The following is a 21,813-nucleotide window of genomic DNA, read 5'->3' as shown; positions in this document are numbered from 1 at the left end:
GACAACTGGCGCTTGCCCATCCGATCGCCTAGACCGGTGTGGCCCGGAAAAGTTACAAAGATATGACCTATTGCCCGTTTCATGTTCATGGTGAACAGCGTAACAGCCGCTGGCTGATCACCTGCGACCATGCCAGTAATGTCGTGCCGCCCTTTGTGGCGGGCGGATCGCTGGGCCTGTCCGATGAGGATATGAACCGCCATATCGCGTTTGACCCGGGGGCGGCGGGTTTGGCGTGTAATCTGACTGACGCATTGCAAGCCACGGCGATCCTGTCCAATTTTTCACGGCTGGTAATCGACCCCAATCGCGGCGAAGACGATCCCACGCTGCTGATGCGGCTGTATGATGGCACGATCATCCCCGCCAATGCCCATGCGGATGCGGCCGACCTGCAGCAACGGCTGGAAAAATGTTATCGTCCCTATCATGATGCGCTGGCACATCTGGCCGCGCGGCGCACTGACACGGTGATCGTGTCGATACACAGCTATACACGGCAACTGAACGGGCGGGCGCCGCGCCCGTGGCATGTGGGTGTGCTGTATGCCGCCGATACCCGGCTTGCCGCGCCATTGCTGGCACGGCTGCGGGCGCAGCCAGACCTGTGTGTCGGTGAAAACGAACCTTACGGCGGCCATTTGCCCGGCGACGCCATTGACCGTCATGCCGAAGCCACAGGCCGCCCCAGTGTTTTGATCGAGCTGCGAAATGATCTTATCGTGGATGATGACGCACAGGTGCGCTGGGCCACGCGGTTGGCACCGGTGCTTGAATCCGCGCTGCGGGACGCCAATCTTTGACCAAAGGAGAGATCCATGGATGACCAGACGCGCACCCGTATCGAAGCCGCCGCATTCCGTCGCCTGCAACAGCACCTGATGGAAGACCGGCCCGATGTGCAGAATATCGACCTGATGAACCTGGCCGGGTTCTGCCGAAATTGCCTGGCGCGGTGGTATCAGGAGGCCGCCGCCGATGAGGGCGTCGAGATGAGCAAGGAAGAGGGCCGCGAGGCGTTCTACGGCATGCCCTATGATGACTGGCGTGCGGCCAACCAAACCGCGGCCAGCCCGGAAAAACAGATGGCCTTCAAGGAAGCCTTTGCCCGGAATGTCGGTGACAAGACATAGTTCCGCATGGCCCCTTTCGCCTGTGGGGGCAATGGTCTAACCTGAAATCCGCATAACCGATGGGATTGTCGAGATGACACAACGCCTGCACCTGGTCTTTGGCGGCGAGTTGGTGGACCCTGCGAAATCTGCCTTCAAGGATGTGGACAAGATGCATATCGTCGGTATCTTTCCCGATTATGCCTCGGCGTTTGCCGCCTGGAAAACCGAGGCCCAGCGCACCGTCGACGATGCCCATACGCGGTATTTCATTGCGCATCTGCACCGACTGCGCGACGAGGAAACCGCCGCCAGCCCGACCGAGGAACTAGGGTCCTAACCCGCAGCCCGATGGCCCGGAAATCGTTCTCTTTGCTGAACCGCATGCGCGCCTGGCTCAATCCGGCGGTTCTGCATAATACGCTGGTTGAAAACGAAACCTCGGGCGGCGGGGCGGCCTTGTTGCTCGACCGGCCGCTGCGCCCGGATCGCCCCCGCCCGGCGGGGCGTTTGATCTGGTTTCATGATTCATCGGTGGGCTCGGCCGCCCAGCTTGGCGATCTGGCCGCCGCGATGGATGAAGAGGCACCCGGGCTAAGCTTTCTGCTGACCAGCCATACGCATCAGGTGCTGTCACCCGCCGCCATGGACATCGCGATCCTGCAACAACGGCCGCCCGTTAACACGCCGGGCGGCGCGCGTGCTTTTCTGGATCACTGGAAACCCGATCTGGCGGTTTTCTTCGCATCGGCGCTGCCGCCGGCGCTGGTCGCCGAAGCGGCCCAGCGCGCCATGCCGATCTTCGCGATCTGCGATACCGCCCTGCCAGCATCGGCGCGGCCAATGTTGCGCCGCCTGGACAAAGCCTTTGCCGTTGATGACGCGCAGGCCGAAATTCTGCGCCGACGCGGCCTGCCCGACGAACGCACCGCAATTGTGGGCCCTCTTTATGCCAACCCGCCGGTGCCGCTGTGCAATGAGACCGAGCGTGAAAATTTCGCACGCCTGCTGGCTGGGCGCCCGGTCTGGCTGGCGGCCCAGACCACCGCGATCGAGGACGTCGCGATGATCGGCGCGCATGCGGGGGCGGCACGGCTGGCGCATCGGTTGTTGCTGATCCTGGTGCCCGATGACCCGATGCGCGGCACCGCCGTCGTGCAAGAGCTGCGCGCGCGGCGCTGGCGCGTCGCGCAGCGATCCGCAGATGAAGAGCCCGACGACGAAACCCAAGTTTACGTCGCCGACACCGAAGGGGAAATGGGGCTTTGGTATCGGCTGGCACCGGTTTCGTTCATGGGCGGCAGTCTGGATGGCACGGCCAGCCACCCCGCCGACCCCGCCATTCCGGCGGCATTGGGGTCGGCCATTCTGCACGGCCCCAATACCGGACCATACGCGCAGATGTATCAGCGGCTTGACATGGCCAAGGCCAGTCGTATCGCCCGGGATGGCGAGGGTTTGACGCGATTGCTGAATGTCGTCATGGCCCCCGACAAGGCCGCGGTTCTGGCGCAGGCCGCCTGGGAAGTGTCTTCGGGCGGAGCCGAAACCATATCACGCATTGCCGAAACGCTTCTGGCTGCGCTGGACGCGAAACAGGAGCACCCATAATGCAGGCGCCCGACTTCTGGTTCACCCATCCCGACCGGCCCGCCCTGGCCGCACGTCTGCTAACCCCTTTGGGCGCGATATATGCGGGGGCTACGGCACGCAGGCTGTCGGGCGACAGCGGGTTTCGCGCCACGGTGCCGGTGATCTGCGTCGGCAACCTGAACGCGGGGGGCACCGGTAAAACGCCGACAGTGATTGCCTTGGTGGCCTATCTGGCCGGACTTGGACGCCAACCGCATGTGGTTTCGCGGGGGCATGGCGGGCGTCTGACCGGGCCGGTCCGGATAGACGAAACCCGGCACAGCGCCGCCGATGTCGGGGACGAGCCGCTTTTGCTGGCGGCCTTTGCCCCGACCTGGATTGCACGCGACCGCGCGGCCGGAGTGCAGGCCGCGCAAAAGGCCGGGGCGGATGTGATCGTTCTGGATGATGGTTTTCAGAACCCCTCGGTCGCCAAGGATCTGTCGATCGTGGTCGTCGATGCCGTGACCGGTTTCGGAAATGGCCGGGTTCTGCCCGCCGGCCCCCTGCGCGAACCTGTCGATATCGGGCTGGCGCGGGCCGATCTTCTGCTCTCGATCGGCGAGGATGCCGCGCAGCGCCTGTTCGAGGACGCCTGGGCGGGCCAGATCACCGTGCCGCGCCTGACCGGCACGTTACGCCCCTTGCCCACGGGCATGGATTGGGCCGGATTGCGGGTTCTGGCCTTTGCCGGGATCGGACGGCCGGAAAAGTTCTTTGCGACATTGCGCGGCCTGGGCGCCGCGGTGATCCGGGCCGAAGCCCTTAGCGATCACCAACCCCTGACCGCCGCCCTTATGACACGCCTTGAAACCGAAGCGCGCCTGCGCAACGCGCAGCTTGTCACCACGGAAAAAGACGCCGTGCGGCTGCCGCGCAGCTTTCGCCCCAAGGTCGTGACGCTGCCGGTGCGGCTGGAGATTGCCGATATGCCCGCATTGATCGCCGCATTGGAAAAGATCGGTATTACCGCTTTGGATACCGCGCCCTGATCTGAGCACCGTCCTGGTCCAGCGCCGGGGCGGCCTTGTCCAGTATCAGTTCAGCGTTGGAAAAGCTCATCGGGCTGCGCAGGCCGGGCACGCCGGCTGCGTCGATCTGCATCTTGCGATGTATCACCTGAGGGTCGGCAAAGACATCGCCCATGTCATTGATCGGCCCCGCCGGAACGCCACGCGCTTCGCAGGCCGCCAGCAGGTCTGATCTGGTCTTGCGGCGGGTCTGGGCCGTCAGGGTTTCGGTCAGCGCCGCGCGATTGGCCAGGCGATCGGCATTGGTGGCAAAGCGTGAATCATGCGCCAGGGCCGCCAGCCCCAGCAGATCGCACAGCCGGGCGAATTGCGTGTCATTGCCGACCGCGATGATGATATGGCCATCAGCGCAATCGAATACCTGATAGGGAGCCAGATTGGGATGTGCATTGCCCATCCGCAGGGGCGCCGCGCCGGTGGTCAGGTAATTCATCGCCTGATTTGCGGTGATGGCGGTGGCAACATCCAGCAATGCCATGTCGATATGCTGGCCCTGCCCGGTTGCCTGACGTTGATGCAGGGCAGCCAGGATTGCGGCCGCGGCATAGACACCGGTGAAAATATCGGTGACCGCTACGCCGACCTTTTGCGGCTGGCCATCAGGTTCGCCGGTAAAGGACATCAGCCCGGACATGCCCTGGATCACGAAATCATAGCCAGCGCGATGGGCATAGGGCCCGGTCTGGCCGAATCCGGTGATCGAACAATAGATCAGCGCCGGGTTCAGCGCCGACAGGGCCGCATAATCCAGCCCGAATTTGACCAGCCCGCCCTGTTTGAAGTTTTCGATGACGATATCGGCATCCGTCACCAGATTGCGCACCAGCCGCAGATCATCCGCCTCACGAAAATCGACCGCAACCGACCGTTTTCCCCGATTGCAACTATGGAAATAAGCCGCAGAGCGATCCGCGCCCCGATCCACGAAGGGCGGACCCCAGCGGCGGGTATCGTCCCCGCCGGGGGCTTCCACCTTGATGACATCGGCACCCAGATCGGCCAGCATCTGCCCCGCCCATGGCCCGGCCAGAATCCGGGCCAGTTCGACCACCTTCAACCCGGCCAGCGGTGCGGCCATGGTTTATTCCGCCAGCGCGGCGTCAAGTTTCTTTTTCAGGTCGGCATAGCTGAGATTCCCCAGAATCTCGTCCCCGATCACCACTGACGGTGTGCCGGAAATGTCGTGCTCTTTTATCATCGCTTCGTAATGGGCATACATCGCCTCTGCCTTGGCCCCATCCGACAGGCACTGATCCAGTTGCGCCTCGTCCAGCCCGGTGGTCAGACCGATACGGCGCAAATTCTGCGAAATCGTCACGGGCTTGCCGTCACCGATCCATTCTTTCTGCTTGTCGAACAGCATGTCGACCACGCCGAAATACCGTGTGTCATCGCCACAACGGGCCACCAGCGCGGCCCAGATACCCGGCGCGTCGAAATAGACCTCGCGGTATTCGAACCGGACCTTGCCGGTATCAATATAGTCGGCTTTCAGGCTGGGATAGACTTCGTCATGAAACCGCGCGCAGTGAGGACATGTGAAAGATGCATATTCGATCAGCGTGACAGGTGCATCCTCTGCCCCCTGCACCATGTTCTGAATCACGATTTCGGACTTGTCCGAATCCGTCGCCGGCATTTGCGAATTCGTGGCGGTGCTGTCGGCGGCGAAGGCCGCGCCAGTATTGCCTGTCGGCGCTGCCAGCCAGAGTGCCCCGACAGCGGTCAGGGCAATTGCAGTATTTCGGATCGGCATGTGGTAGGGTCTCCTTACCGTTTCTGGCGGGATAGAACGTTTCTGCCCAGCGATTCAAGCGCAGCGCGCAAAGATGCATCGGTAACACCGTCTGACATCTGCGCGGCCTGCGCCACTGTCTGCGGGTCGGGCCGCCGGTCCGCACGAGGGGCCGGTTGAAAAACCGCCTGCCCTTCGGCAAAGCCGGTCGGCGCGGTCTGAGTCAGATGAATCCGCGAAATCGCAGCATAGCCATAGCAGGCATTCACCTTCTGGCGGATCTGTTCCTTCTGCATTTCCAGCATCGGGGCCTGCGCGCCGGTTGTCAGCACCGTCAGCGTCGCGCCAAAACCCTGATGCCCGTAATGGACTTTCACAGGCAGGGCGATACCGGCAATGTCTTCGCCCACGATCTCGGCCCAATGGGTCAACAGACGTGTCACGGCAAAACCGCGCGTTTCACCGGCATGGCGAATACGATCCGTCAGCAGGCTGGCGGTTCGCTCGAACCCCCGCTTGCGCCGTTTCGGCCCGTCTTGTGTCAAAGTGGTGGCCATGCTGCCTGTCATTCGTCGGTGTTGACGCTATTCTAGTGCACGACAGGCAGCACGCCAGACAAATAGCAGAACAGGGCATAAAGTTTGCGTTATTGCGATATGAGCACGGCATTGTTGGATTGGTATGATCGCCATGCCCGCGACATGCCCTGGCGGGTGGGGCCTGCTGCGCGGCTGGTCGGCATCCGCCCCGATCCCTATGCCGTCTGGCTGTCCGAGGTGATGCTGCAGCAAACCACTGTCGCGGCGGTGCGCGCTTATTTCCTGCGTTTCACCGCGCGCTGGCCTGACGTTGCCGCGCTGGCCGCCGCCGCAGATGCCGATGTGATGGGGGAATGGGCCGGCCTTGGCTATTACGCGCGGGCGCGCAACCTGCTGAAATGCGCCCGTGTCGTGGTAAGCGATCATGCCGGGCAGTTTCCCCGGACCCGGGCGCAGCTTCTGACCCTGCCCGGCATCGGCCCCTATACCGCATCGGCCATCGCGGCCATCGCCTTTGATGAACCCGCAACGGTTGTCGATGGGAATGTCGAACGGGTCATGGCACGGCTATTCGCGGTTGAAACGCCCCTGCCCCTTGCCAAACCGGAACTGACCGCGCTGGCCGAACGCCTGACACCCGTAAAGCGGCCCGGCTGTCATGCCCAGGCGGTGATGGATCTGGGGGCCACGATCTGCACACCCAAAGCGCCCGCTTGCGGCATCTGTCCGCTGCGCAATCCCTGTCAGGCCCGCGCCCAAGGCATCCAGGCCGAGCTGCCCCGCCGCAACCCCAAAGCGGCCAAGCCAACCCGCCATGGCATCGCCTATATCGCGCGGCGCGATGATGGCGCCTGGTTGCTGGAGCGCCGACCCGATCACGGGCTGTTGGGCGGCATGCTGGGCTGGCCCGGGTCAGACTGGGGCGATGCCCCGGCGCCATCACCGCCGCTGGCCACAAACTGGCGCGATCCGGGGGCCGAGGTGCGCCATACCTTCACCCATTTCCACCTGCGCCTTGCGCTGCAAGTGGCGGATGTGGCGGCCGACAGCATACCGACGCAGGGGCAGTTCATGGGTCCGGCTGAATTTCGCCCGTCTGACCTGCCCACTGTGATGCGAAAAGCGTTCGACATTGCGCAATCGGCTTTGAAACCGGACTGAGCGGGCGGTATCATCCGCCCATGATCCGTACCAACCCACCCTGCGCCCTGCCCTTCTGGCTGTCGCTTGCCCTGATCCCGCTGGCGGTGCTGGCGGCCCGGGCTGGGGGATGGGCGCTGGTCTTGCTGCCCCTGTCGGCATGGTGGCTGATCACGGCGCTGGACATGGCCTTTGGGCAGAGCTCCGACAACCCCGACCCCGACAGCGGCGCAGATCTGTTCTGGCACCGGCTTGTCACCCTTATCTGGGCTCCGATCCAGCTGCCGCTGATATTCGGCATGATCTGGTGGGCCACCCACAGCACCCACCTGAACACCGCCGAAATCATCGCGCTGTTTTTCGGCGTCGGCGTCATTTCCGGCACGATCGGCATGGTCTATGCCCATGAACTGATGCACCAGCGCAACCGGGGCGAACGCTGGCTGGCCGATCTGTTGCTGGCCTCGGTGCTCTACAGCCATTTCCGATCCGAACATCTGCTGGTGCATCACCCGCATGTCGGCACCCCGCGCGATGCGGTGACGGCCCGCTATAACGAAGGCTTTCATCGGTATTTCTGGCGGGTGCTTACCCATTGCCCGCAATCTGCTTGGCGGGCCGAGGCGCAACTTCTGGCGCGCGGCGGGCTGCCTGCCTGGCATATCCGCAATCCGTTCTGGCGCTACGGGGCGCTGCAAGGTGCGGCTGTGGTTCTTGCCTTCGCCATTGGCGGCTGGGCCGGGGTCGCGCTGTTTTTGTGGCAGGCGCTGGTGGCGATCTGGCAGCTGGAACTGACCAATTATGTCGAACATTACGGTTTGACACGCAAAAGGCTGGATAACGGGCGCTTTGAACCGGTCTTGCCGCGCCACAGCTGGAACGCGAACCATCGCGCGTCAAACTGGTTGCTGATCAACCTGCAACGTCATTCCGACCACCATACCAAGCCCGACCGCCGCTATCCGCTGCTGCAAACCTATGCCCCGGATGAGGCGCCCCAGCTTCCCTTCGGCTATCCGGCGATGACCGCCCTGGCCATGGTGCCACCCCTGTGGCGGCGGCGGATGAACCCGCGTGTGCGTGCATGGCGGCGGCAATTCTATCCCGAGATTTCCGACTGGGCACCCTATAACCGCTCCAAAAAGGTCTGACCCATCTTCTTGGCACAAATACTCGCGCCGCAGGCATGCGCCCGGAACGGGCGCATATATGAAAAAAGCCCCGCCGTTTGCACAGGCGGGGCCAGTAGGCGCCGTGGTGTCAGGCCACAGGCGCCGGCGGTAAACCGTATTTGAGGGAATTCAGTTGGGGCGATCTTCCATTTCGGCGCGGATCTGCTGGCGCAGAAGGTCGATCGGGATCGCCTTGCCGTCGCGCTTGAAGCACCAATAGGTCCAGCCATTACAGCTGGGCGCGCCTTCCAGCGCCGCCCCCACTTGGTGGATCGACCCTTTGACATCCTGGGCCACCAGCGTGCCATCGGCGCGCACCTTGGCCGTCTTGCCGCGCGGCGATGTCAGAACCTCGCCCGGGCGCAGCATGCCGCGTTCAACCAGCTGGCCAAAGGGCACGCGCGGCTCGGCCCGCTTCGATCCGGTGACCCCCAGCGATTCCGCGTCGAACTTGCGCACATTGGCGATGCGGGCCTCGGCAACCTTGCGATAGGCTTCCTCGCGTTCGATCCCGATGAAATCGCGGCCCAGTTTCTTGGCCACGGCACCCGTTGTGCCGGTGCCAAAGAACGGGTCCAGCACGACATCGCCCGGATTGGTGCTGGCCACCAGAACGCGGTGCAGCAGGCTTTCGGGTTCCTGGGTCGGATGGGCCTTGTCACCGGCGGCATCTTTGATCCGTTCATGTCCGGTGCAGATCGGCAGCACCCAGTCTGACCGCATCTGCACCCCTTCGTTCAGCGATTTCAGCGCCTCGTAATTAAACGTGTATTTGCTGGCTTCCTGCTTGCTGGCCCAGATCATCGTCTCATGCGCGTTGGTCAGGCGCTTGCCGCGGAAATTCGGCATCGGGTTCGACTTGCGCCAGACCACATCATTCAGCAGCCAGAAGCCCTGATCCTGCAACGCAGCGCCGACGCGGAAAATATTATGATACGATCCGATCACCCAGATCGCGCCATTTGGTTTCAGGATGCGCCGGGCAGCGGCCAGCCAATCGCGGGTAAACTTGTCATAGGCAGCAAAACTGGCGAATTGGTCCCAGGCATCGTCTACGGCATCGACGCGGCTGTTGTCGGGGCGATGCAGATCGCCCTTCAGCTGAAGGTTATAGGGCGGATCGGCAAAGATAAGATCGACCGAATTTTCGGGAAGTGCATTCATCACCTCCACGCAATCGCCGGCCAAAATCTGGTTGAGCGGAAGCGCGGACGCCCCCTTTTGTTTGGTCATGGTCTTCATCTCTGCCCCTGTCCCCGCGCCAGTTTCGGCGTCGCGTTGTTGTGGATAAAGATGAGTCAAAGGCGATTCGCCGTCAATTTCTTTTTTGAATCAATCACTTATAGATTTTTCTTGATACAAGATATTGTGGACAGGTTTGAACGAACGTCTATGGTGTGGGGTAACACCCAGATTTTGAAGCGCCAAAAGATGCGCTTTTGCGCCATAACCCATATTTGTATGCCAGCCATAGCCGGGATGCTGTTGCGCCAAATCCACCATGATCGCGTCGCGGCATGTTTTGGCCACAATTGACGCCGCCGCAATCGACAGGCTGCGCGCGTCGCCCTTGATGATCGCACGGCCTGCGCAGGGCAGATCGCGGGGCAACAGGTTGCCGTCGATCAGCGCCAGATCGGGGGCAACGTCCAGCCCGGCAATCGCCCGGCACATCGCCAGATGGGATGCGGCCAGAATGTTCAGCCGGTCGATTTCCTCGACGCTGGCATGGGCGATAGACACATCGGCCACGGCCATGATCTGTGCGGCCAGAAGCGCACGCCGGCCTGCGGTCAGTTTCTTGGAATCGTTCAGCCCTTCGGGGATGCGCGCCGGGTCCAGCCGGACAGCGGCAGCGGTCACCGGCCCGGCCAGCGGGCCACGCCCGACCTCGTCCACGCCCACGATCATCCGCGCCCCTTCGGCGCGGGCGGCGTTTTCAAAGCTGAAATCGGGCATCATGGGTGACATGGGCCATGTGATTCACGCTCTGGCCCATGGGCGCAAGAAAAATCAGCGGCGCAGGCTGCCGATCACATAGCCCTTTTGCAGCAGGCATGAGGCATCATAAGCATCCTGCCGCCCGTTGGGGCCGCGCAGGTCGATCGCGCAGGATCTGGGCAGGTTGGCCCGCAGGCCCGACCGATCCAGACAAGACCCGGTGAAAACATTCCGTGATCCGCCCTGCGATCGGACACGTTGCAGGCATTGCACCGGCAAGGCGGCTGCCTTCTTGCCATATCCTTTCTGCACAGGCGGGTGATAGGCTGCGGGCGGGCGGCGGTATTGCGGCTGTGGGTAATATGCCTGTGGCGCGGGTTGCCGGGTATATTGCTGGGGCGGGTTTCTGTTTTCCATCGTCTTGGCGATGCCAACCAACGCCGCGAAGCCCAATAACAGGGCCGCGGCCTTGTCACTGTTGGTATCGGCATGGGCGGGGGCCGCTGTCAGCCCTGAAAACGCCAGAGAAAGCGACAGTAAACCGGCGGTCATTTGCTTTTTCATATCTTGGTCCTTGGTCGATGTCCGTTGCGGGCCAGCCCCGCAGGCGACGTTATGGGCCAAGCATGGGCGCCAACCCCCATTGTCATGCAATAACAGCACAGTTCAGGCCCAAGCCGGCGTGGCTGTATCGCGATGATATTGAATAACCGCCCGCAGTGACCCATTGTGACCGCATGAAAAAGCGCATCTTCCTTATCCTTGGCCTGACCATGCTGACTGCCTTGCCAGCGCAGGCCGGATGCTTTGCCGATTACAAGGCCAAGCAGGACAGCCCCCTGCGCCTGCATTACGGCGTGATCGAATTGCCCGATGCAGCCTGCGCGTCACGCGCCGCCGCCAAGCAGGAAATCGAACGCCGCATTTCCCGTGACCGGTGGAAGCTGCTGAACGTCATGTCCGTCTTCGCCCAGGACGGGCTGGCCGAAAGGAAAGACAGTGCCGGGCAATTCTTCCTCAAATACTGACGGGCGGCGCCTCTCGGGGCATATCGTCCCGATGGGCGTTTCGGCGATCGTGTTGATCTTGCTGATCGCGGCGGTCCTGCTGTTCATCAACCTGCCCGACGCCAATGCCTTCAATATCCGGGTAGAGCGGATATTCGTCGACAATGACGGGCTGAACGCCCCCAGCGACATCCGGTTGCTGGAAATCCTGGCGCAATCCGGCACCGCCTTTTCCGATGTGCTGGCGTCTTATCGCATGATAATCTTGGTGCTGCTGATCTTTGCCACCGCGCTGCTGATCGCGTCGCTGGTATTTCTGGCGACGATCATAGCCCTAAACCGGCGGATGGACGAAATCGAGCGCGCGGGCATCCATATTACGTCGCTGCTGATCCGGCGGGCCGAAAACGCTGTGGTGCTGAACAACATGGAATTCCACCTGACCGAGGCCGCCATTGAAACACTGGCGGTTCTGGCCGAGGCGCGCATGGACGATGATGTGCTGACCGGCGCCGAGATCGAGGCGACGATTTCAGGCCGCAATGCCGCCGATTGCGACGAAGCCGCCGGCGCCACCCGCATCAAACGCCTGCGCGATGCGCTGGGCAATCAGATCGTGGGCGAACTGTTGGTCAAGAACATCGCCCGCAAGGGATACATGCTGTCGATCGACAAGGATGTCATTCGCATGGTGTGACTGGTGACCCCGGATGGATTCGAACCATCGACCTACCGCTTAGGAGGCGGTCGCTCTATCCCCTGAGCTACGAGGCCACGGGCGCAGTTGTCACCGCAAATCGGTTCTTGTTCAACCCTTCTCGATATTGCGTTGGGTGCTGCATGCGAAGGGGCTTGGAAATACGGATTGTTTACCGCTAACTATGAGAGCAGTCATATCCAGGGGCAAATCAGTGACACAATCCATGCCGCCGCGCCCGCGCCGCCCATTGACCCTTCGCGATGTCTCCGAGGCATCGGGGGTCAGTGAAATGACCGTCAGCCGGGTTTTGCGCAATCGCGGCGATGTCAGCCAGGCCACGCGCGACCGCGTTCTGGCGGCGTCGAAAAAGCTGGGCTATGTGCCCAACAAGATCGCGGGGGCGCTTGCCTCGCAGCGGGTGAACCTGGTGGCGGTCATCATCCCGTCGATGTCGAACATGGTTTTCCCCGAGGTCATGACCGGCATCAGCCAGGTTCTGGAAGACGGCCCGCTGCAACCCGTTGTCGGCATTACCCATTACAAACCCGAACGCGAAGAGGCGGTGCTGTTCGAAATGCTGTCCTGGCGACCTTCGGGCGTGATCATCGCCGGGCTGGAACACAGCGAGGCCGCGCGGGCGATGCTGATGAATGCCGGTATACCGATTGTCGAGATCATGGATACCGATGGCGAGCCGGTGGATTCGGTCGTGGGTATTTCGCATCGGCGCGCGGGCATCGAAATGGCACGGGAAATCGTCCAGGCCGGTTATCGCCGTATCGGGTTCCTGGGAACCAAGATGCCGCTGGACCATCGCGCCCGCAAAAGGTTCGAAGGCTTTACCGGGGCGCTGGCCAAGGCCGGGGTCGAGATGACCGATCATGAATTCTATTCCGGGGGGTCGTCCTTGCTGAAGGGCCGCGAAATGACGGCCGCGATCTTGCAGCGCAGCCCCGATCTGGATTTTCTGTATTACTCGAACGACATGATCGCGGCGGGCGGGCTGCTGCATTGTCTGGACAACGGAATTGAGGTTCCGGGCAAGCTGGGGCTGGCCGGGTTCAATGGCATCGAATTGCTGGATGGCATCAATCCGCGGCTGGCGACAATGGATGCCTGCCGGCGCGAGATTGGCACGAAGGCCGCCCAGATCATTGCCCAATGCACGCAAACAGGTGCCAGCAGTGCGGGCGAACGGGTCGAACTGACACCGCGCCTGCAGATCGGGGATACGCTGCGCCGCGGCTGACGGTGCCTGTGGGCGTGGTAGACAAGGCGGGTTCATTGGTGTTTAACGCCTGCAAATTCCACCCGTTTGCGCGGGATGACATGGGGCCAGCATGACGTCCGTCTCGATTGTTATTCCGATGAAAAACGAATCCGGCAATGTCGCGCCAGTGATCGCTGAAATCGTGGCCGCCTGTGACGGGCGCGCCGACTATGAGATCATCGTGGTCGATGACGGATCGACCGACGATACCGCGCAGCAGGTTCGTATGTTGCAGGCGAGTCATCCCAATCTGCGCCTGCTGCAGCATGCCCGTTCAGCGGGCCAGAGCGCCGGGGTTCACAGCGGCGCGTTGGCGGCGCGGGGACGTATCGTTTGTACGCTGGACGGCGACGGCCAGAACCCCCCCGCAGAACTGCCAAAGCTGTTTGCGCCGCTGCTGGACGATGTGACGGGGCGCTTGGGGCTGGTCGCCGGGCAACGGGTGGCGCGGCGCGATACGGCGTCGAAAAAACTGGCTTCGCGTTTTGCCAATGCCGTGCGGGCGTGGGTGTTGAAGGACGGCACCCGCGATACGGGCTGCGGGCTGAAAGGGTTCCGGCGCGATGCGTTTCTGGCCCTGCCCTATTTCGATCATATGCACCGCTATCTGCCGGCCTTGTTCCGACGGGATGGCTGGGATGTGTTACTGGTCGATGTGGCGCATCGCGACAGGCAGGCTGGCACGTCAAATTATAACAACCTGCAACGCGCATTGGTCGGGATCCATGATCTGATCGGCGTGGCCTGGCTGATCCGCCGCCGCAAGAAGGCCCGCGCCACCGAGGTAGACAATGGCTGAGTTCCTGTTTTCGCTGCTGCATGTGGATGGATGGCCCGAATTCTGGTGGGTGATCGTGGGGCTGGGCGGACAATTGCTGTTCACCGCGCGGTTTTTGGTGCAGTGGCTGGCATCGGAAAAGGCGCGCCGCTCGGTCATTCCCATGGCATTCTGGTATTTCTCGATCGGCGGCGGGATCATCCTGTTCGCCTATGCGGTATACCGCAAGGATCCGGTTTTCATTCTGGGCCAGTCGATGGGGCTGGTGATTTATATGCGCAATCTTTGGCTGATCCATGCCGAACGCCGCAATGGATGATCGAGGGCGCTGGATTCTACCTGCCGGGCTGATCGTTCTGGCAATCACGGCGCTGCGGTTGCTTCTGCTGGTCTTTAACCGAATGGATCTGTTCGTGGACGAGGCCCAATATTGGCTATGGGGCCGCGATCTGGCTTTGGGCTATTACTCCAAGCCGCCGATGATCGGCTGGGTGATCGGCCTGACGACACGGTTGGCCGGCAGTGATGCCGCGTTCTGGGTGCGGGCACCCGCGCCGGTGCTACACGGGATCACGGCGATGATCCTGGGCCATATCGGCGCAAGGCTGTTCGGGACCCGCGCCGGAGTTCTGACAGCATCCGGCTTCGTGACGCTGCCCATGGTGTCGCTGGCCTCGATCCTGATGTCGACCGACACGGTGATGTTCCCGTTTCTGGCACTGGCGCTTGCGGCCTATCTGCATCTGTTGCGGGGCGGCAGCCATGGAACGGCGCTGTTGGCGGGGCTGGCGCTGGGGCTGGCATTCCTGTCGAAATACGCAGCGATATATTACCTGATCTGCGCGGTACTGGCTGCCATCGCCTTGCCCGCGGCCCGGCCACGACCAGGCACCGCCTTGCTGATCCTGCTTGCCTTTGCCGTGGCGATTTCACCGAACCTGATCTGGAACGCCCAGAACGGGTTTTCGACGGTCGAACATACATTGGACAATGCAAATTGGGTGCGCGATCCGGGAACACGGGCGGGTTTGAATCCTGGCGCGCTTGTTGAGTTCCTGGTCAGTCAGTTCGCGGTGTTCGGGCCGGTTCTGTTTGGTGGCCTGATCTGGATAGCGGCGCGGTTCCGGTATCAGAGCCCCGATCGCAAGTTCCTGCTGATCTTTGCGCTGCCGGTGCTGGCGGTTGTCTGCGTACAGGCGTTGTTGTCGGGTGCCTATGCCAATTGGGCGGCGGCGACCTATCTGGCGGGCACGGTCGCGGTTTTGCCATGGCTGGCGCGCGGCTGGCGTGTCGGCTCGTTCGTGATCAATGGCGCGCTGGCGGTGGCGCTGCCCGTGCTGGGGGTATTTGGCGCGGCGGTCATCCTGCCCGGTGGCCAACCGGCCCTGGCGCGTTATATGGGACGCGCGGACATGAGCCGCGCGCTTATCGACACCGCGCGCGCCAATAATCTGGATACGATCGTGGCGCAGAACCGCGATGTGCTGGCCGATCTGTTCTATACCGGTCGCGACAGCGACATGCGGTTTTTCGCGGTGCCGGTCCGGGGTCGCGCACCCAACCATTATGCGCTGAAATACCCCTATCCGGGGGGCAGTGGCCGGGTTCTGTTCGTCAGCGACACCGCTGATCCGCCGGCCTGCGCCGCAGGCACAGAGGCCTTGGGGCGGATCGCGCCCCAAACCGGTGCCTATCGCGGGAAACCGAAGACGCTGTTTGCCATTCCGGCCGGGTGCTGGGCAGAGGGCTGAAGTTGGTCCGCCAGTCATTCGGATTTACGGAAAATTATCGGCAGCATGGCTGCGCAGATCAAGTGATGGTTAACCCGCACGCCCGATCCTGCACCTGATGATACCGGGTGGAAAAGGTGGTGCAGCGTGGGCTTTCTTACCCACAGGGGAACTGTTCTTGATGGTGTTCTTGCAACGCCATCGCTGATTGCCCGTCTGGACATCGACAGCGCGGGGCAGTTGGTGCTGACCGATAACGGCGCGGGCCATCATGTCGAATTCGGGCTGACCATCGGTATGCTGGCGCAGATGGTGGCCCATATCGTCTATCCTCCATCCCTGCCCAACACTGTTCAGATCGTGCTTGGTGGCGAGATGGTCCGGCTGGGGCAGGACGATATCGCGCTTGTCGCCACGTCCCCAGACCCGGCCAGCATTCCCCTATACGCGAACAGATCAGGCCTGCAAATCGACAGACTGTCCGCGATAGCGGTCGATCTGGCCGGGCAGACAGTTATTTATCTGGCACCGGCGTCAGGGTCCGGCATCGCGGGTTTTCAGCTGCATCCGAACGGGTCGCTGACGCCAGTCACAACCCTTGCCGATGGACCGTCGATCTATGCGGGGGGCATTGCCGCGATGGCCCGTGTGACGCTGGCCGGGGAAACCTATATCGTCGCGGCTTCGGCCACGCAGAACGGATTGGGCAGTTTTCAGGTTGCGGCTGACGGCAGCTTGACCCCGGTGCAATCGCTGGGCGCTGCCGAGCTGCTGCCGATTGCCACCCCGCAGATGCTGCAGGCGGTGCAGTTTGGCGGCACCACATTCGTGATAGCCGCGTCGGCGGGCAGCAGCAGCCTGACCGTTCTGCAGATGGGCGCAGACGGGCAGATGGTCGCCGTGGATCAGGTAACCGATACGCTGATCACCCGCTTTGCCGGGGCGGATCTGATTGAAAGTTTCACCTATGGCGGCAGGGTTTTTGTTCTGGCGGCGGGGCGCGATGACGGCCTGTCGCTGTTCACCTTGTTGCCCGACGGGCGGCTGATCCTGCTGGAAACGCTTGCAGACACCGCACAGGTCGGGCTGGCGCATATTACCGATATCGCCACCCGCACTGTCGGGGCCGAGGTGCAGATATTCACCCTGTCGGGAACCGATGCGGGGATGGAACAGTATACATTCACCCCCGGCGCGCTTGGCGTGGTGCAGTCTGCAACCGGCCCGTCGCTGGCGGGAACTGCGCAAAACGACATGTTGGCGGCGCGGTCTGCCGGCTCTGACCTGGATGGCGGGGCGGGCGATGATATCCTGATCGACGGGGCTGGAATTGATCGGCTGACCGGCGGGGCCGGGGCCGATCTTTTTGTGCTGTCGCCCGACGGGCAGGCCGATACCATCACCGATTTCGAACGCGGGCGCGACAGGCTGGATCTGTCATCCTATCCGATGTTGTATGGTCTGTCCGGCATCACCGTGACGCCAACCGCAAGCGGTGCCATCCTGTGGGTGCGGGGCGAGCAGATCATCCTGAACAGCGCCGACGGGGGCACCATATACGCCAGCATGTTGCGCGATTCCGACATCGTGAATGTCAGCCGTGTGTCGCTGGATACATCAGGTTCGTTGCCGCCCCCAGTGATCGAAGGGGATGCGGCCAACGATCATGTTGTTGGCGGGGCCGGCGTGCAGGCGTTGTTCGGTTGGGGCGGTGATGATCTGCTGACGGGCGGCGCCGGTGCCGACACGCTGGACGGCGGCGCGGGCATTGATCTGGCGGATTATTCGACCGCGCTGGCGGGGGTGGTGGTCAGCCTGTCGCAACCCGCCAGCAATACGGGCGACGCCGCGGGCGACAGCTTTGCCGGCATCGAAGGTCTGTCGGGCAGCCCGTTCGACGATATGCTGACCGGCGATGCAGGCGGGAACATCCTGCGCGGGCAGGCGGGGGATGACCTGCTGATCGGGCTGGAGGGTGACGATACCCTTTGGGGCGGCACGGGCCGTGACCGGCTGGAAGGCGGCATGGGCAACGATACGCTGGATGGTGGTGACGGGAATGACCAGATCCTGGGCCATGATGGCGATGACATCCTGTGGGGCGGGGCTGGAAACGACAATATTTCCTCATCGGACGGGAACGACATCGTGCATGGCGGTATTGGCCACGATCAGATTGGCGGCGGTAATGGCGATGACCGGCTGTATGGCGATGCCGGGAATGATACGATCGGCGGTGGGCCGGGCAATGATTTCATCGATGCGGGCGATGGCAATGACGTGACCAGCGGCGGTTACGGTGCCGATTTGCAATATGGCGGTCTTGGTGATGACACGATGGCGGGCAGCTATGGCAATGACGTCATCTGGGGCGGGCCCGGCAATGACAACCTTGGCGGCGGCACCGGCAAGGACCAGATCCATGGCGAAGACGGCGATGATGCAATCGGCGGCGGCAGTTTCGATGATATGGCATGGGGCGGCGCCGGGAATGATTTCGTCGCCGGGGGCGATGGCAATGACCAGTTGTGGGGTGAATCGGGTGATGACATCCTGAATGGCGGGTTTGGCGATGACATCCTGTCGGGCGGCACCGGTTCAGACCTGTTCGTGTTCAACGATCTCATGTCAGGTGAGGTTGACCAGATCACCGATTTCGAACCCGGTGTCGACCTGCTGCGACTAAGGGCTGTGGCGGGGGGCTTTGGCGGGCTTTCGATCACGGCGCATGCTGCGTCCGGTGGCACGGTAATCACTTATGGCGGCCATATGATCGTGCTGGCGGGCATCGACATCACACAAGTGGATACCGGCGATTTTGTGTTCATATGACCGGCAAAAGTCTTTGCAACCATCACGGATTCAGCAACAGTTTGTAAACCATGCCCGCCTAACCTTGGCCTTATCCGAAGGGCGGCAGAACGCGGCCCCGACAATTGGGAAGGGGCAGGCATGGCGCAGCATATACGTATTGTCATGGCGGTGCATCATCCGGAACCTGACTATCTGCGCGCACAGATCCAGTCGATCGCGGCGCAAACGCATACCGACTTTTCCGTTCTGTTCGTCGCGGCAGATTGTCGTGCATCCGCGCTGATCAAGGCAGAGGCGCGGCGCGCCGGTCTGACCCATACCATCGAAACCCCAGCCAACCCGCTGGATGTGGTGCGGGCGTTCGAATTCGGGCTGTCGGCGGCTCTTGAGGCGCTGCCAAGGGCCGATTTTTTCGCGCTGGCCGATCAGGATGACGTCTGGCACCGGTCGCGGCTGTCGCAGGGTCTGGCATCGCTTGAACGATCGGGGCGCGATATGGTGCATAGCGATGCGCGCGTCGTCGACAGTGCCGGACGGGTGCTGCACCGCTCGCTGTTCAAGCTGGAACAGCGGCGCAAGGCGGTCGACCTGCGCGGCTTGCTGTATCGCAACACCGTTACCGGCATGACCACGTTGATGACGCGGCGGCTGGTTCAGGCGGCATTGCCGTTTCCCGCGCAGAACGGCGTTCATTTCTATCACGACCTGTGGCTGGCGCTGGTGGCGCAGGTCTTGTCGGGGCTGGCCTATATCGACAAGCCGCTGGTCGATTACCGCCAGCATGAGGCGAATACCGTTGGCGCAATCCTGAAAGGTGCGCGGCGGCACCGGTTTGGCAGTCGGGCCTGGCTGCGGGGGCGGGCCGCCTCTTATGCGCTGGCGATGTATCTGGCGCGTTGTCTGGTTCTGCGCATGGGGCAAACGCCCGCAAACCTTCCCCGCCTGAACGCGCTGAAGCCCTTTTTGGGTCGCATGACGCTTGGCCCGCGTTTTGTTCTGGACGGGCTGGGCCTGCTATTGCGCGGTTTTCCACAACTTGCCGGGGTCGCCATCGGCTATGCGGTGGTCGCCACGGGGCGGTCTGTCTGGGCACTGAAACGGTCGGTCGGGCCGGGCTTCGTCGCGGCGTTGAGCGACTTTGACAGCCGTGTTTATGCTCTGTCGCCGGGACAGCCGCCGCAACCCGCGCCCGAGACGAGCCGAACGCCTGCTGTGCCGATCCAATGGCAGGCCTATCGCGACACCCGGTTGACACCCGGATGGAGGCCCGATTTTCGCGCCACTATGCCATCGGTCACGGTTTTGATTCCCAGTCTGAACCCGACCGAAATGTTCGCAGGCATCACCACCGCGCTGGATCTGGGCATCGCAATGGCCGGACAAGGCATTCCGGTTCGGTTCGTGGCAACCGATCTGCCGATCGCGTCGATCGCGGCTTCGCGCGATTTCATATTGCGACGCATCCCTGCCGGGGCGGGGGCCCGGGCCGTCGGGGCGGCCATCAACCTGCAGTGCGGGGTGACTTCGGCATCAATCATCGCACATCCTGCCGATCAGTTTCTGGCAACCGCCTGGTGGACCGCCCTGCAAGCAAACCACATCCTTGCATCCGGTGATTTCCTGCATCGGCGGTTCATCTATCTTATTCAGGATTTTGAGCCAAACTTCTATCCTTGGGGCCGGGATCACGCCGGGGCCGAGGAAAGCTATCGGCTTGATTTCACCCCTGTCTTCAACACCAATCTGCTGCGCGAACATTTCATGGCAGCGGGCCATGCCTTTGCACGGCCCGGCGCGCCGACCTTTCACCCCTCGATCGACATGACGCGCTATACCGGGCTGCCCTCGCGCCGCCGGGGCGATCAACGCCTGCTTGCCGTCTATGGTCGGCCTGAGGTCGAGCGAAACATGTTTCCGCTGGCGGTTGCGGCGCTGGCCGGTTTCATTCAGCAGGCCGGGATGGGTCCGCGGGATATGCGCGTCGTCAGCGTCGGCCTGCCGCATCGCGATATCGGGCTGCCCGGGGGTATCAGAATGGAAAGCCTGGGCAAGCTGCCCTGGTCGGATTACCCCGATTTCCTGTCGCGTGTCGATCTGGGGCTGTCGTTGATGCTGTCGCCCCATCCCAGCCATCCACCGCTTGAAATGGCCGCAGCGGGCGCAAAGGTTGTCACCAACCGCTATGGCGCGAAGGATCTGTCGCGCCTGACCCCGGCCATCTTTTCCGGCGATCCGACCGAAGCCAGCCTGACGCAAACCCTGATCACCGCGTGGAACGCCCCGGCCCCGGATGCCGCAGAACGCAACTTTGATCTGGGCGGCCTGGGCGCGCCGCTGGATCAGGTCGCCGGACAACTGGCCATGATGATCCGCCAGCCCTGGATACAAGATCGGCACGCCGCGTGATGCGCAGGCTGACAGTTCACATTGGTGCCCCCAAATGCGGTTCGACCTATCTTCAGCGGGTGCTGCTGCAGAACCGGGCGCGGCTGGCGTCAGCCGGTATTGCCTATCCGCATGATGGTGCGGGGCATCCCGGCAATGGCCTGGCGGTTCTGGACAGCGCGGCGGCGTGGTTAAAAGAATATGATCGAAACATCGGGCATCTGGTCCTGTCGCATGAAGACCTGTTCGCCGCGCCCGCCCATGCCGACCGCCTGGCGCAGATTTGCGGGCGTGAGAGAATAGATGTTCAGGTCATCGCCTTTCTGCGCCCCTTCAGCAGTTTCATTTTTGGCGATTATTCGCAGTTCATCAAACAGCATCTGGATCAGTTCCTGGCGGCGGGCAGGGCATTTGACGGGCGTGGTTTCGAACAGTTTGCCGTTGATCGGGCACATGTTCTGAACGCCGCCGGATTTTTGCGCGGCTGGATGGGGCGCCTGCCACGGAACCCGCCGGTCATCGCCTCGCATGCTGAAATTCGCAGCACGATCGAGCGGGTTCTCGACAGTCCGGGCCTTGACTGGCAAATCGGCCTGTCTGCCGCGAATCCTTCGCTGCGCATGCAGGATTGCGACAGTATCGTCAGGGCAATCAACGCGGGCTGCGACGCCGCATCGGTTCGCCTGATGCTGCGCGATGCGCTGCTGCAGACGCAACAGCCTGATGCCGGCAAAACGCCCGAGCGCATAGCATGGCTAGAGGCATTGTTTCATCGCCAGAACACCGCGTTGCTGCAGCAATTCGGGTACGACAACAGGCGATAGGGC

Annotated in this window: 22 protein-coding genes and 1 tRNA gene; 16 read left to right on the top strand and 7 right to left on the bottom strand. The window is 62.4% G+C overall.

From position 1 onward, the window contains the following. The first annotated feature begins 62 nt into the window (after window positions 1–62). The 5 genes from ACTCHC_RS02830 to lpxK all read left to right on the top strand — a co-directional run bounded on the left by ACTCHC_RS02830 (window position 63) and on the right by lpxK (window position 3,736). Window positions 63–803: an N-formylglutamate amidohydrolase gene (locus tag ACTCHC_RS02830; RefSeq protein ID WP_463020934.1), complete on the top strand. Its 741-nt coding sequence runs from the start codon at window positions 63–65 to the stop codon at window positions 801–803. 15 nt (window positions 804–818) lie between these two features. Next, a complete protein-coding gene (locus tag ACTCHC_RS02825) occupies window positions 819–1,133 on the top strand; it encodes a DUF1244 domain-containing protein (protein ID WP_463020933.1) in 315 nt (104 codons plus the stop codon). Between the two features lie 73 nt (window positions 1,134–1,206). Next, a complete protein-coding gene (locus ACTCHC_RS02820; RefSeq protein ID WP_463020932.1) occupies window positions 1,207–1,452 on the top strand; it encodes a DUF4170 domain-containing protein in 246 nt (81 codons plus the stop codon). A gap of 11 nt (window positions 1,453–1,463) precedes the next feature. Beyond that, window positions 1,464–2,723: a 3-deoxy-D-manno-octulosonic acid transferase gene (locus ACTCHC_RS02815; RefSeq protein WP_463020931.1), complete on the top strand. Its 1,260-nt coding sequence runs from the start codon at window positions 1,464–1,466 to the stop codon at window positions 2,721–2,723. Continuing rightward, entirely contained in the window at window positions 2,723–3,736 is a 1,014-nt protein-coding gene (gene lpxK, locus ACTCHC_RS02810) for a tetraacyldisaccharide 4'-kinase (RefSeq protein ID WP_463020930.1), read from the top strand. Before ACTCHC_RS02815 ends, lpxK begins: the two co-directional genes overlap by 1 nt. On the opposite strand, the gene ACTCHC_RS02805 is transcribed toward lpxK, so the two are convergent. The 3 genes from ACTCHC_RS02805 to ACTCHC_RS02795 are packed head-to-tail and all read right to left on the bottom strand — an operon-like array spanning window position 3,711 to window position 6,067. Beyond that, entirely contained in the window at window positions 3,711–4,853 is a 1,143-nt protein-coding gene (locus ACTCHC_RS02805) for a CaiB/BaiF CoA transferase family protein (protein WP_463020929.1), read from the bottom strand. The two genes, lpxK and ACTCHC_RS02805, sit on opposite strands and share 26 nt — an antisense overlap. 3 nt (window positions 4,854–4,856) lie before the next feature. Further along, window positions 4,857–5,531, bottom strand: a complete 675-nt coding sequence (locus ACTCHC_RS02800) for a DsbA family protein (RefSeq protein WP_463020928.1) — start codon at window positions 5,529–5,531, stop codon at window positions 4,857–4,859. A gap of 14 nt (window positions 5,532–5,545) precedes the next feature. Next, complete coding sequence (locus ACTCHC_RS02795; protein WP_463020927.1) at window positions 5,546–6,067, bottom strand: DUF721 domain-containing protein; 522 nt, start codon at window positions 6,065–6,067, stop codon at window positions 5,546–5,548. 99 nt (window positions 6,068–6,166) lie between these two features. Here ACTCHC_RS02795 and mutY point away from each other — a divergent pair, with 99 nt between their 5' ends. After that, window positions 6,167–7,210, top strand: coding sequence for an A/G-specific adenine glycosylase (gene mutY, locus ACTCHC_RS02790; protein WP_463020951.1), 1,044 nt, complete (start codon window positions 6,167–6,169; stop codon window positions 7,208–7,210). 20 nt (window positions 7,211–7,230) lie between these two features. Continuing rightward, window positions 7,231–8,340, top strand: coding sequence for an alkane 1-monooxygenase (locus ACTCHC_RS02785; RefSeq protein ID WP_463020926.1), 1,110 nt, complete (start codon window positions 7,231–7,233; stop codon window positions 8,338–8,340). Window positions 8,341–8,490: 150 nt separating this feature from the next. Here the strand turns inward: ACTCHC_RS02785 and ACTCHC_RS02780 are convergent, their stop codons facing one another. The 3 genes from ACTCHC_RS02780 to ACTCHC_RS02770 all read right to left on the bottom strand — a co-directional run bounded on the left by ACTCHC_RS02780 (window position 8,491) and on the right by ACTCHC_RS02770 (window position 10,866). Then, the gene (locus ACTCHC_RS02780) at window positions 8,491–9,603 is read right to left on the bottom strand and encodes a DNA methyltransferase (RefSeq protein WP_463020925.1); all 1,113 of its coding nucleotides are present in this window, start codon (window positions 9,601–9,603) and stop codon (window positions 8,491–8,493) included. A gap of 90 nt (window positions 9,604–9,693) precedes the next feature. Beyond that, window positions 9,694–10,323 (bottom strand): ribonuclease HII, encoded by a 630-nt coding sequence (locus tag ACTCHC_RS02775; RefSeq protein ID WP_463020950.1) that lies wholly within the window; start codon window positions 10,321–10,323, stop codon window positions 9,694–9,696. 51 nt (window positions 10,324–10,374) lie between these two features. Next, on the bottom strand, window positions 10,375–10,866 hold the full coding sequence (locus ACTCHC_RS02770) for a hypothetical protein (protein WP_463020924.1): 492 nt from the start codon (window positions 10,864–10,866) through the stop codon (window positions 10,375–10,377). 173 nt (window positions 10,867–11,039) lie between these two features. On the opposite strand from ACTCHC_RS02770, the gene ACTCHC_RS02765 reads away from it, so the two are divergent. After that, window positions 11,040–11,330 (top strand): hypothetical protein, encoded by a 291-nt coding sequence (locus ACTCHC_RS02765; protein ID WP_463020923.1) that lies wholly within the window; start codon window positions 11,040–11,042, stop codon window positions 11,328–11,330. Window positions 11,331–11,361: 31 nt separating this feature from the next. Continuing rightward, on the top strand, window positions 11,362–12,006 hold the full coding sequence (locus ACTCHC_RS02760) for a winged helix-turn-helix domain-containing protein (protein ID WP_463020922.1): 645 nt from the start codon (window positions 11,362–11,364) through the stop codon (window positions 12,004–12,006). Between the two features lies 1 nt (window position 12,007). Here ACTCHC_RS02760 and ACTCHC_RS02755 read toward each other — a convergent pair. Continuing rightward, window positions 12,008–12,083: transfer RNA gene (locus ACTCHC_RS02755), tRNA-Arg, on the bottom strand. 149 nt (window positions 12,084–12,232) lie between these two features. Here ACTCHC_RS02755 and ACTCHC_RS02750 point away from each other — a divergent pair. The 7 genes from ACTCHC_RS02750 (at window position 12,233) to ACTCHC_RS02720 (ending at window position 21,810) form a co-directional block, all read left to right on the top strand. Beyond that, on the top strand, window positions 12,233–13,258 hold the full coding sequence (locus ACTCHC_RS02750) for a LacI family DNA-binding transcriptional regulator (RefSeq protein WP_463020949.1): 1,026 nt from the start codon (window positions 12,233–12,235) through the stop codon (window positions 13,256–13,258). Window positions 13,259–13,349: 91 nt separating this feature from the next. Beyond that, the gene (locus ACTCHC_RS02745) at window positions 13,350–14,078 is read left to right on the top strand and encodes a glycosyltransferase family 2 protein (RefSeq protein ID WP_463020921.1); all 729 of its coding nucleotides are present in this window, start codon (window positions 13,350–13,352) and stop codon (window positions 14,076–14,078) included. Beyond that, window positions 14,071–14,376 carry a lipid-A-disaccharide synthase N-terminal domain-containing protein gene (locus ACTCHC_RS02740; protein ID WP_463020920.1) on the top strand — a complete coding sequence of 102 codons (306 nt, stop codon included), beginning with the start codon at window positions 14,071–14,073 and terminating at the stop codon, window positions 14,374–14,376. The genes ACTCHC_RS02745 and ACTCHC_RS02740 overlap by 8 nt, the downstream gene beginning before the upstream one ends. Next, on the top strand, window positions 14,369–15,808 hold the full coding sequence (locus ACTCHC_RS02735) for an ArnT family glycosyltransferase (protein ID WP_463020919.1): 1,440 nt from the start codon (window positions 14,369–14,371) through the stop codon (window positions 15,806–15,808). Before ACTCHC_RS02740 ends, ACTCHC_RS02735 begins: the two co-directional genes overlap by 8 nt. A gap of 126 nt (window positions 15,809–15,934) precedes the next feature. Next, the gene (locus ACTCHC_RS02730) at window positions 15,935–18,619 is read left to right on the top strand and encodes a calcium-binding protein (protein WP_463020918.1); all 2,685 of its coding nucleotides are present in this window, start codon (window positions 15,935–15,937) and stop codon (window positions 18,617–18,619) included. Between the two features lie 120 nt (window positions 18,620–18,739). Further along, window positions 18,740–21,007, top strand: coding sequence for a rhamnosyltransferase WsaF family glycosyltransferase (locus ACTCHC_RS02725; RefSeq protein ID WP_463020917.1), 2,268 nt, complete (start codon window positions 18,740–18,742; stop codon window positions 21,005–21,007). After that, window positions 21,007–21,810 carry a hypothetical protein gene (locus tag ACTCHC_RS02720; protein WP_463020916.1) on the top strand — a complete coding sequence of 268 codons (804 nt, stop codon included), beginning with the start codon at window positions 21,007–21,009 and terminating at the stop codon, window positions 21,808–21,810. Before ACTCHC_RS02725 ends, ACTCHC_RS02720 begins: the two co-directional genes overlap by 1 nt. Window positions 21,811–21,813: the final 3 nt, after the last annotated feature.

The organism is Actibacterium sp. (genome assembly GCF_055134745.1).
Note: the sequence above shows the minus strand (reverse complement) of the source record. Positions and strands in the feature narration are given on the sequence as shown.

What these genes read in the sequence shown, in the direction of transcription:
- ACTCHC_RS02830 (WP_463020934.1), top strand. Translation starts at nt 63, where the DNA reads ATGACCTATTGCCCGTTTCATGTTCATGGTGAACAGCGTAACAGCCGC.
- mutY (WP_463020951.1), top strand. Translation starts at nt 6,167, where the DNA reads ATGAGCACGGCATTGTTGGATTGGTATGATCGCCATGCCCGCGACATG.
- ACTCHC_RS02760 (WP_463020922.1), top strand. Translation starts at nt 11,362, where the DNA reads ATGGGCGTTTCGGCGATCGTGTTGATCTTGCTGATCGCGGCGGTCCTG.
- ACTCHC_RS02735 (WP_463020919.1), top strand. Translation starts at nt 14,369, where the DNA reads ATGGATGATCGAGGGCGCTGGATTCTACCTGCCGGGCTGATCGTTCTG.
- ACTCHC_RS02785 (WP_463020926.1), top strand. Translation starts at nt 7,231, where the DNA reads ATGATCCGTACCAACCCACCCTGCGCCCTGCCCTTCTGGCTGTCGCTT.
- ACTCHC_RS02765 (WP_463020923.1), top strand. Translation starts at nt 11,040, where the DNA reads ATGAAAAAGCGCATCTTCCTTATCCTTGGCCTGACCATGCTGACTGCC.
- ACTCHC_RS02725 (WP_463020917.1), top strand. Translation starts at nt 18,740, where the DNA reads ATGGCGCAGCATATACGTATTGTCATGGCGGTGCATCATCCGGAACCT.
- ACTCHC_RS02770 (WP_463020924.1), bottom strand. Translation starts at nt 10,866, where the DNA reads ATGAAAAAGCAAATGACCGCCGGTTTACTGTCGCTTTCTCTGGCGTTT.
- ACTCHC_RS02775 (WP_463020950.1), bottom strand. Translation starts at nt 10,323, where the DNA reads ATGATGCCCGATTTCAGCTTTGAAAACGCCGCCCGCGCCGAAGGGGCG.
- ACTCHC_RS02800 (WP_463020928.1), bottom strand. Translation starts at nt 5,531, where the DNA reads ATGCCGATCCGAAATACTGCAATTGCCCTGACCGCTGTCGGGGCACTC.
- ACTCHC_RS02825 (WP_463020933.1), top strand. Translation starts at nt 819, where the DNA reads ATGGATGACCAGACGCGCACCCGTATCGAAGCCGCCGCATTCCGTCGC.
- ACTCHC_RS02780 (WP_463020925.1), bottom strand. Translation starts at nt 9,603, where the DNA reads ATGAAGACCATGACCAAACAAAAGGGGGCGTCCGCGCTTCCGCTCAAC.
- ACTCHC_RS02750 (WP_463020949.1), top strand. Translation starts at nt 12,233, where the DNA reads ATGCCGCCGCGCCCGCGCCGCCCATTGACCCTTCGCGATGTCTCCGAG.
- ACTCHC_RS02745 (WP_463020921.1), top strand. Translation starts at nt 13,350, where the DNA reads ATGACGTCCGTCTCGATTGTTATTCCGATGAAAAACGAATCCGGCAAT.
- ACTCHC_RS02805 (WP_463020929.1), bottom strand. Translation starts at nt 4,853, where the DNA reads ATGGCCGCACCGCTGGCCGGGTTGAAGGTGGTCGAACTGGCCCGGATT.
- ACTCHC_RS02820 (WP_463020932.1), top strand. Translation starts at nt 1,207, where the DNA reads ATGACACAACGCCTGCACCTGGTCTTTGGCGGCGAGTTGGTGGACCCT.
- ACTCHC_RS02815 (WP_463020931.1), top strand. Translation starts at nt 1,464, where the DNA reads ATGGCCCGGAAATCGTTCTCTTTGCTGAACCGCATGCGCGCCTGGCTC.
- ACTCHC_RS02795 (WP_463020927.1), bottom strand. Translation starts at nt 6,067, where the DNA reads ATGGCCACCACTTTGACACAAGACGGGCCGAAACGGCGCAAGCGGGGG.
- ACTCHC_RS02740 (WP_463020920.1), top strand. Translation starts at nt 14,071, where the DNA reads ATGGCTGAGTTCCTGTTTTCGCTGCTGCATGTGGATGGATGGCCCGAA.
- ACTCHC_RS02720 (WP_463020916.1), top strand. Translation starts at nt 21,007, where the DNA reads ATGCGCAGGCTGACAGTTCACATTGGTGCCCCCAAATGCGGTTCGACC.
- lpxK (WP_463020930.1), top strand. Translation starts at nt 2,723, where the DNA reads ATGCAGGCGCCCGACTTCTGGTTCACCCATCCCGACCGGCCCGCCCTG.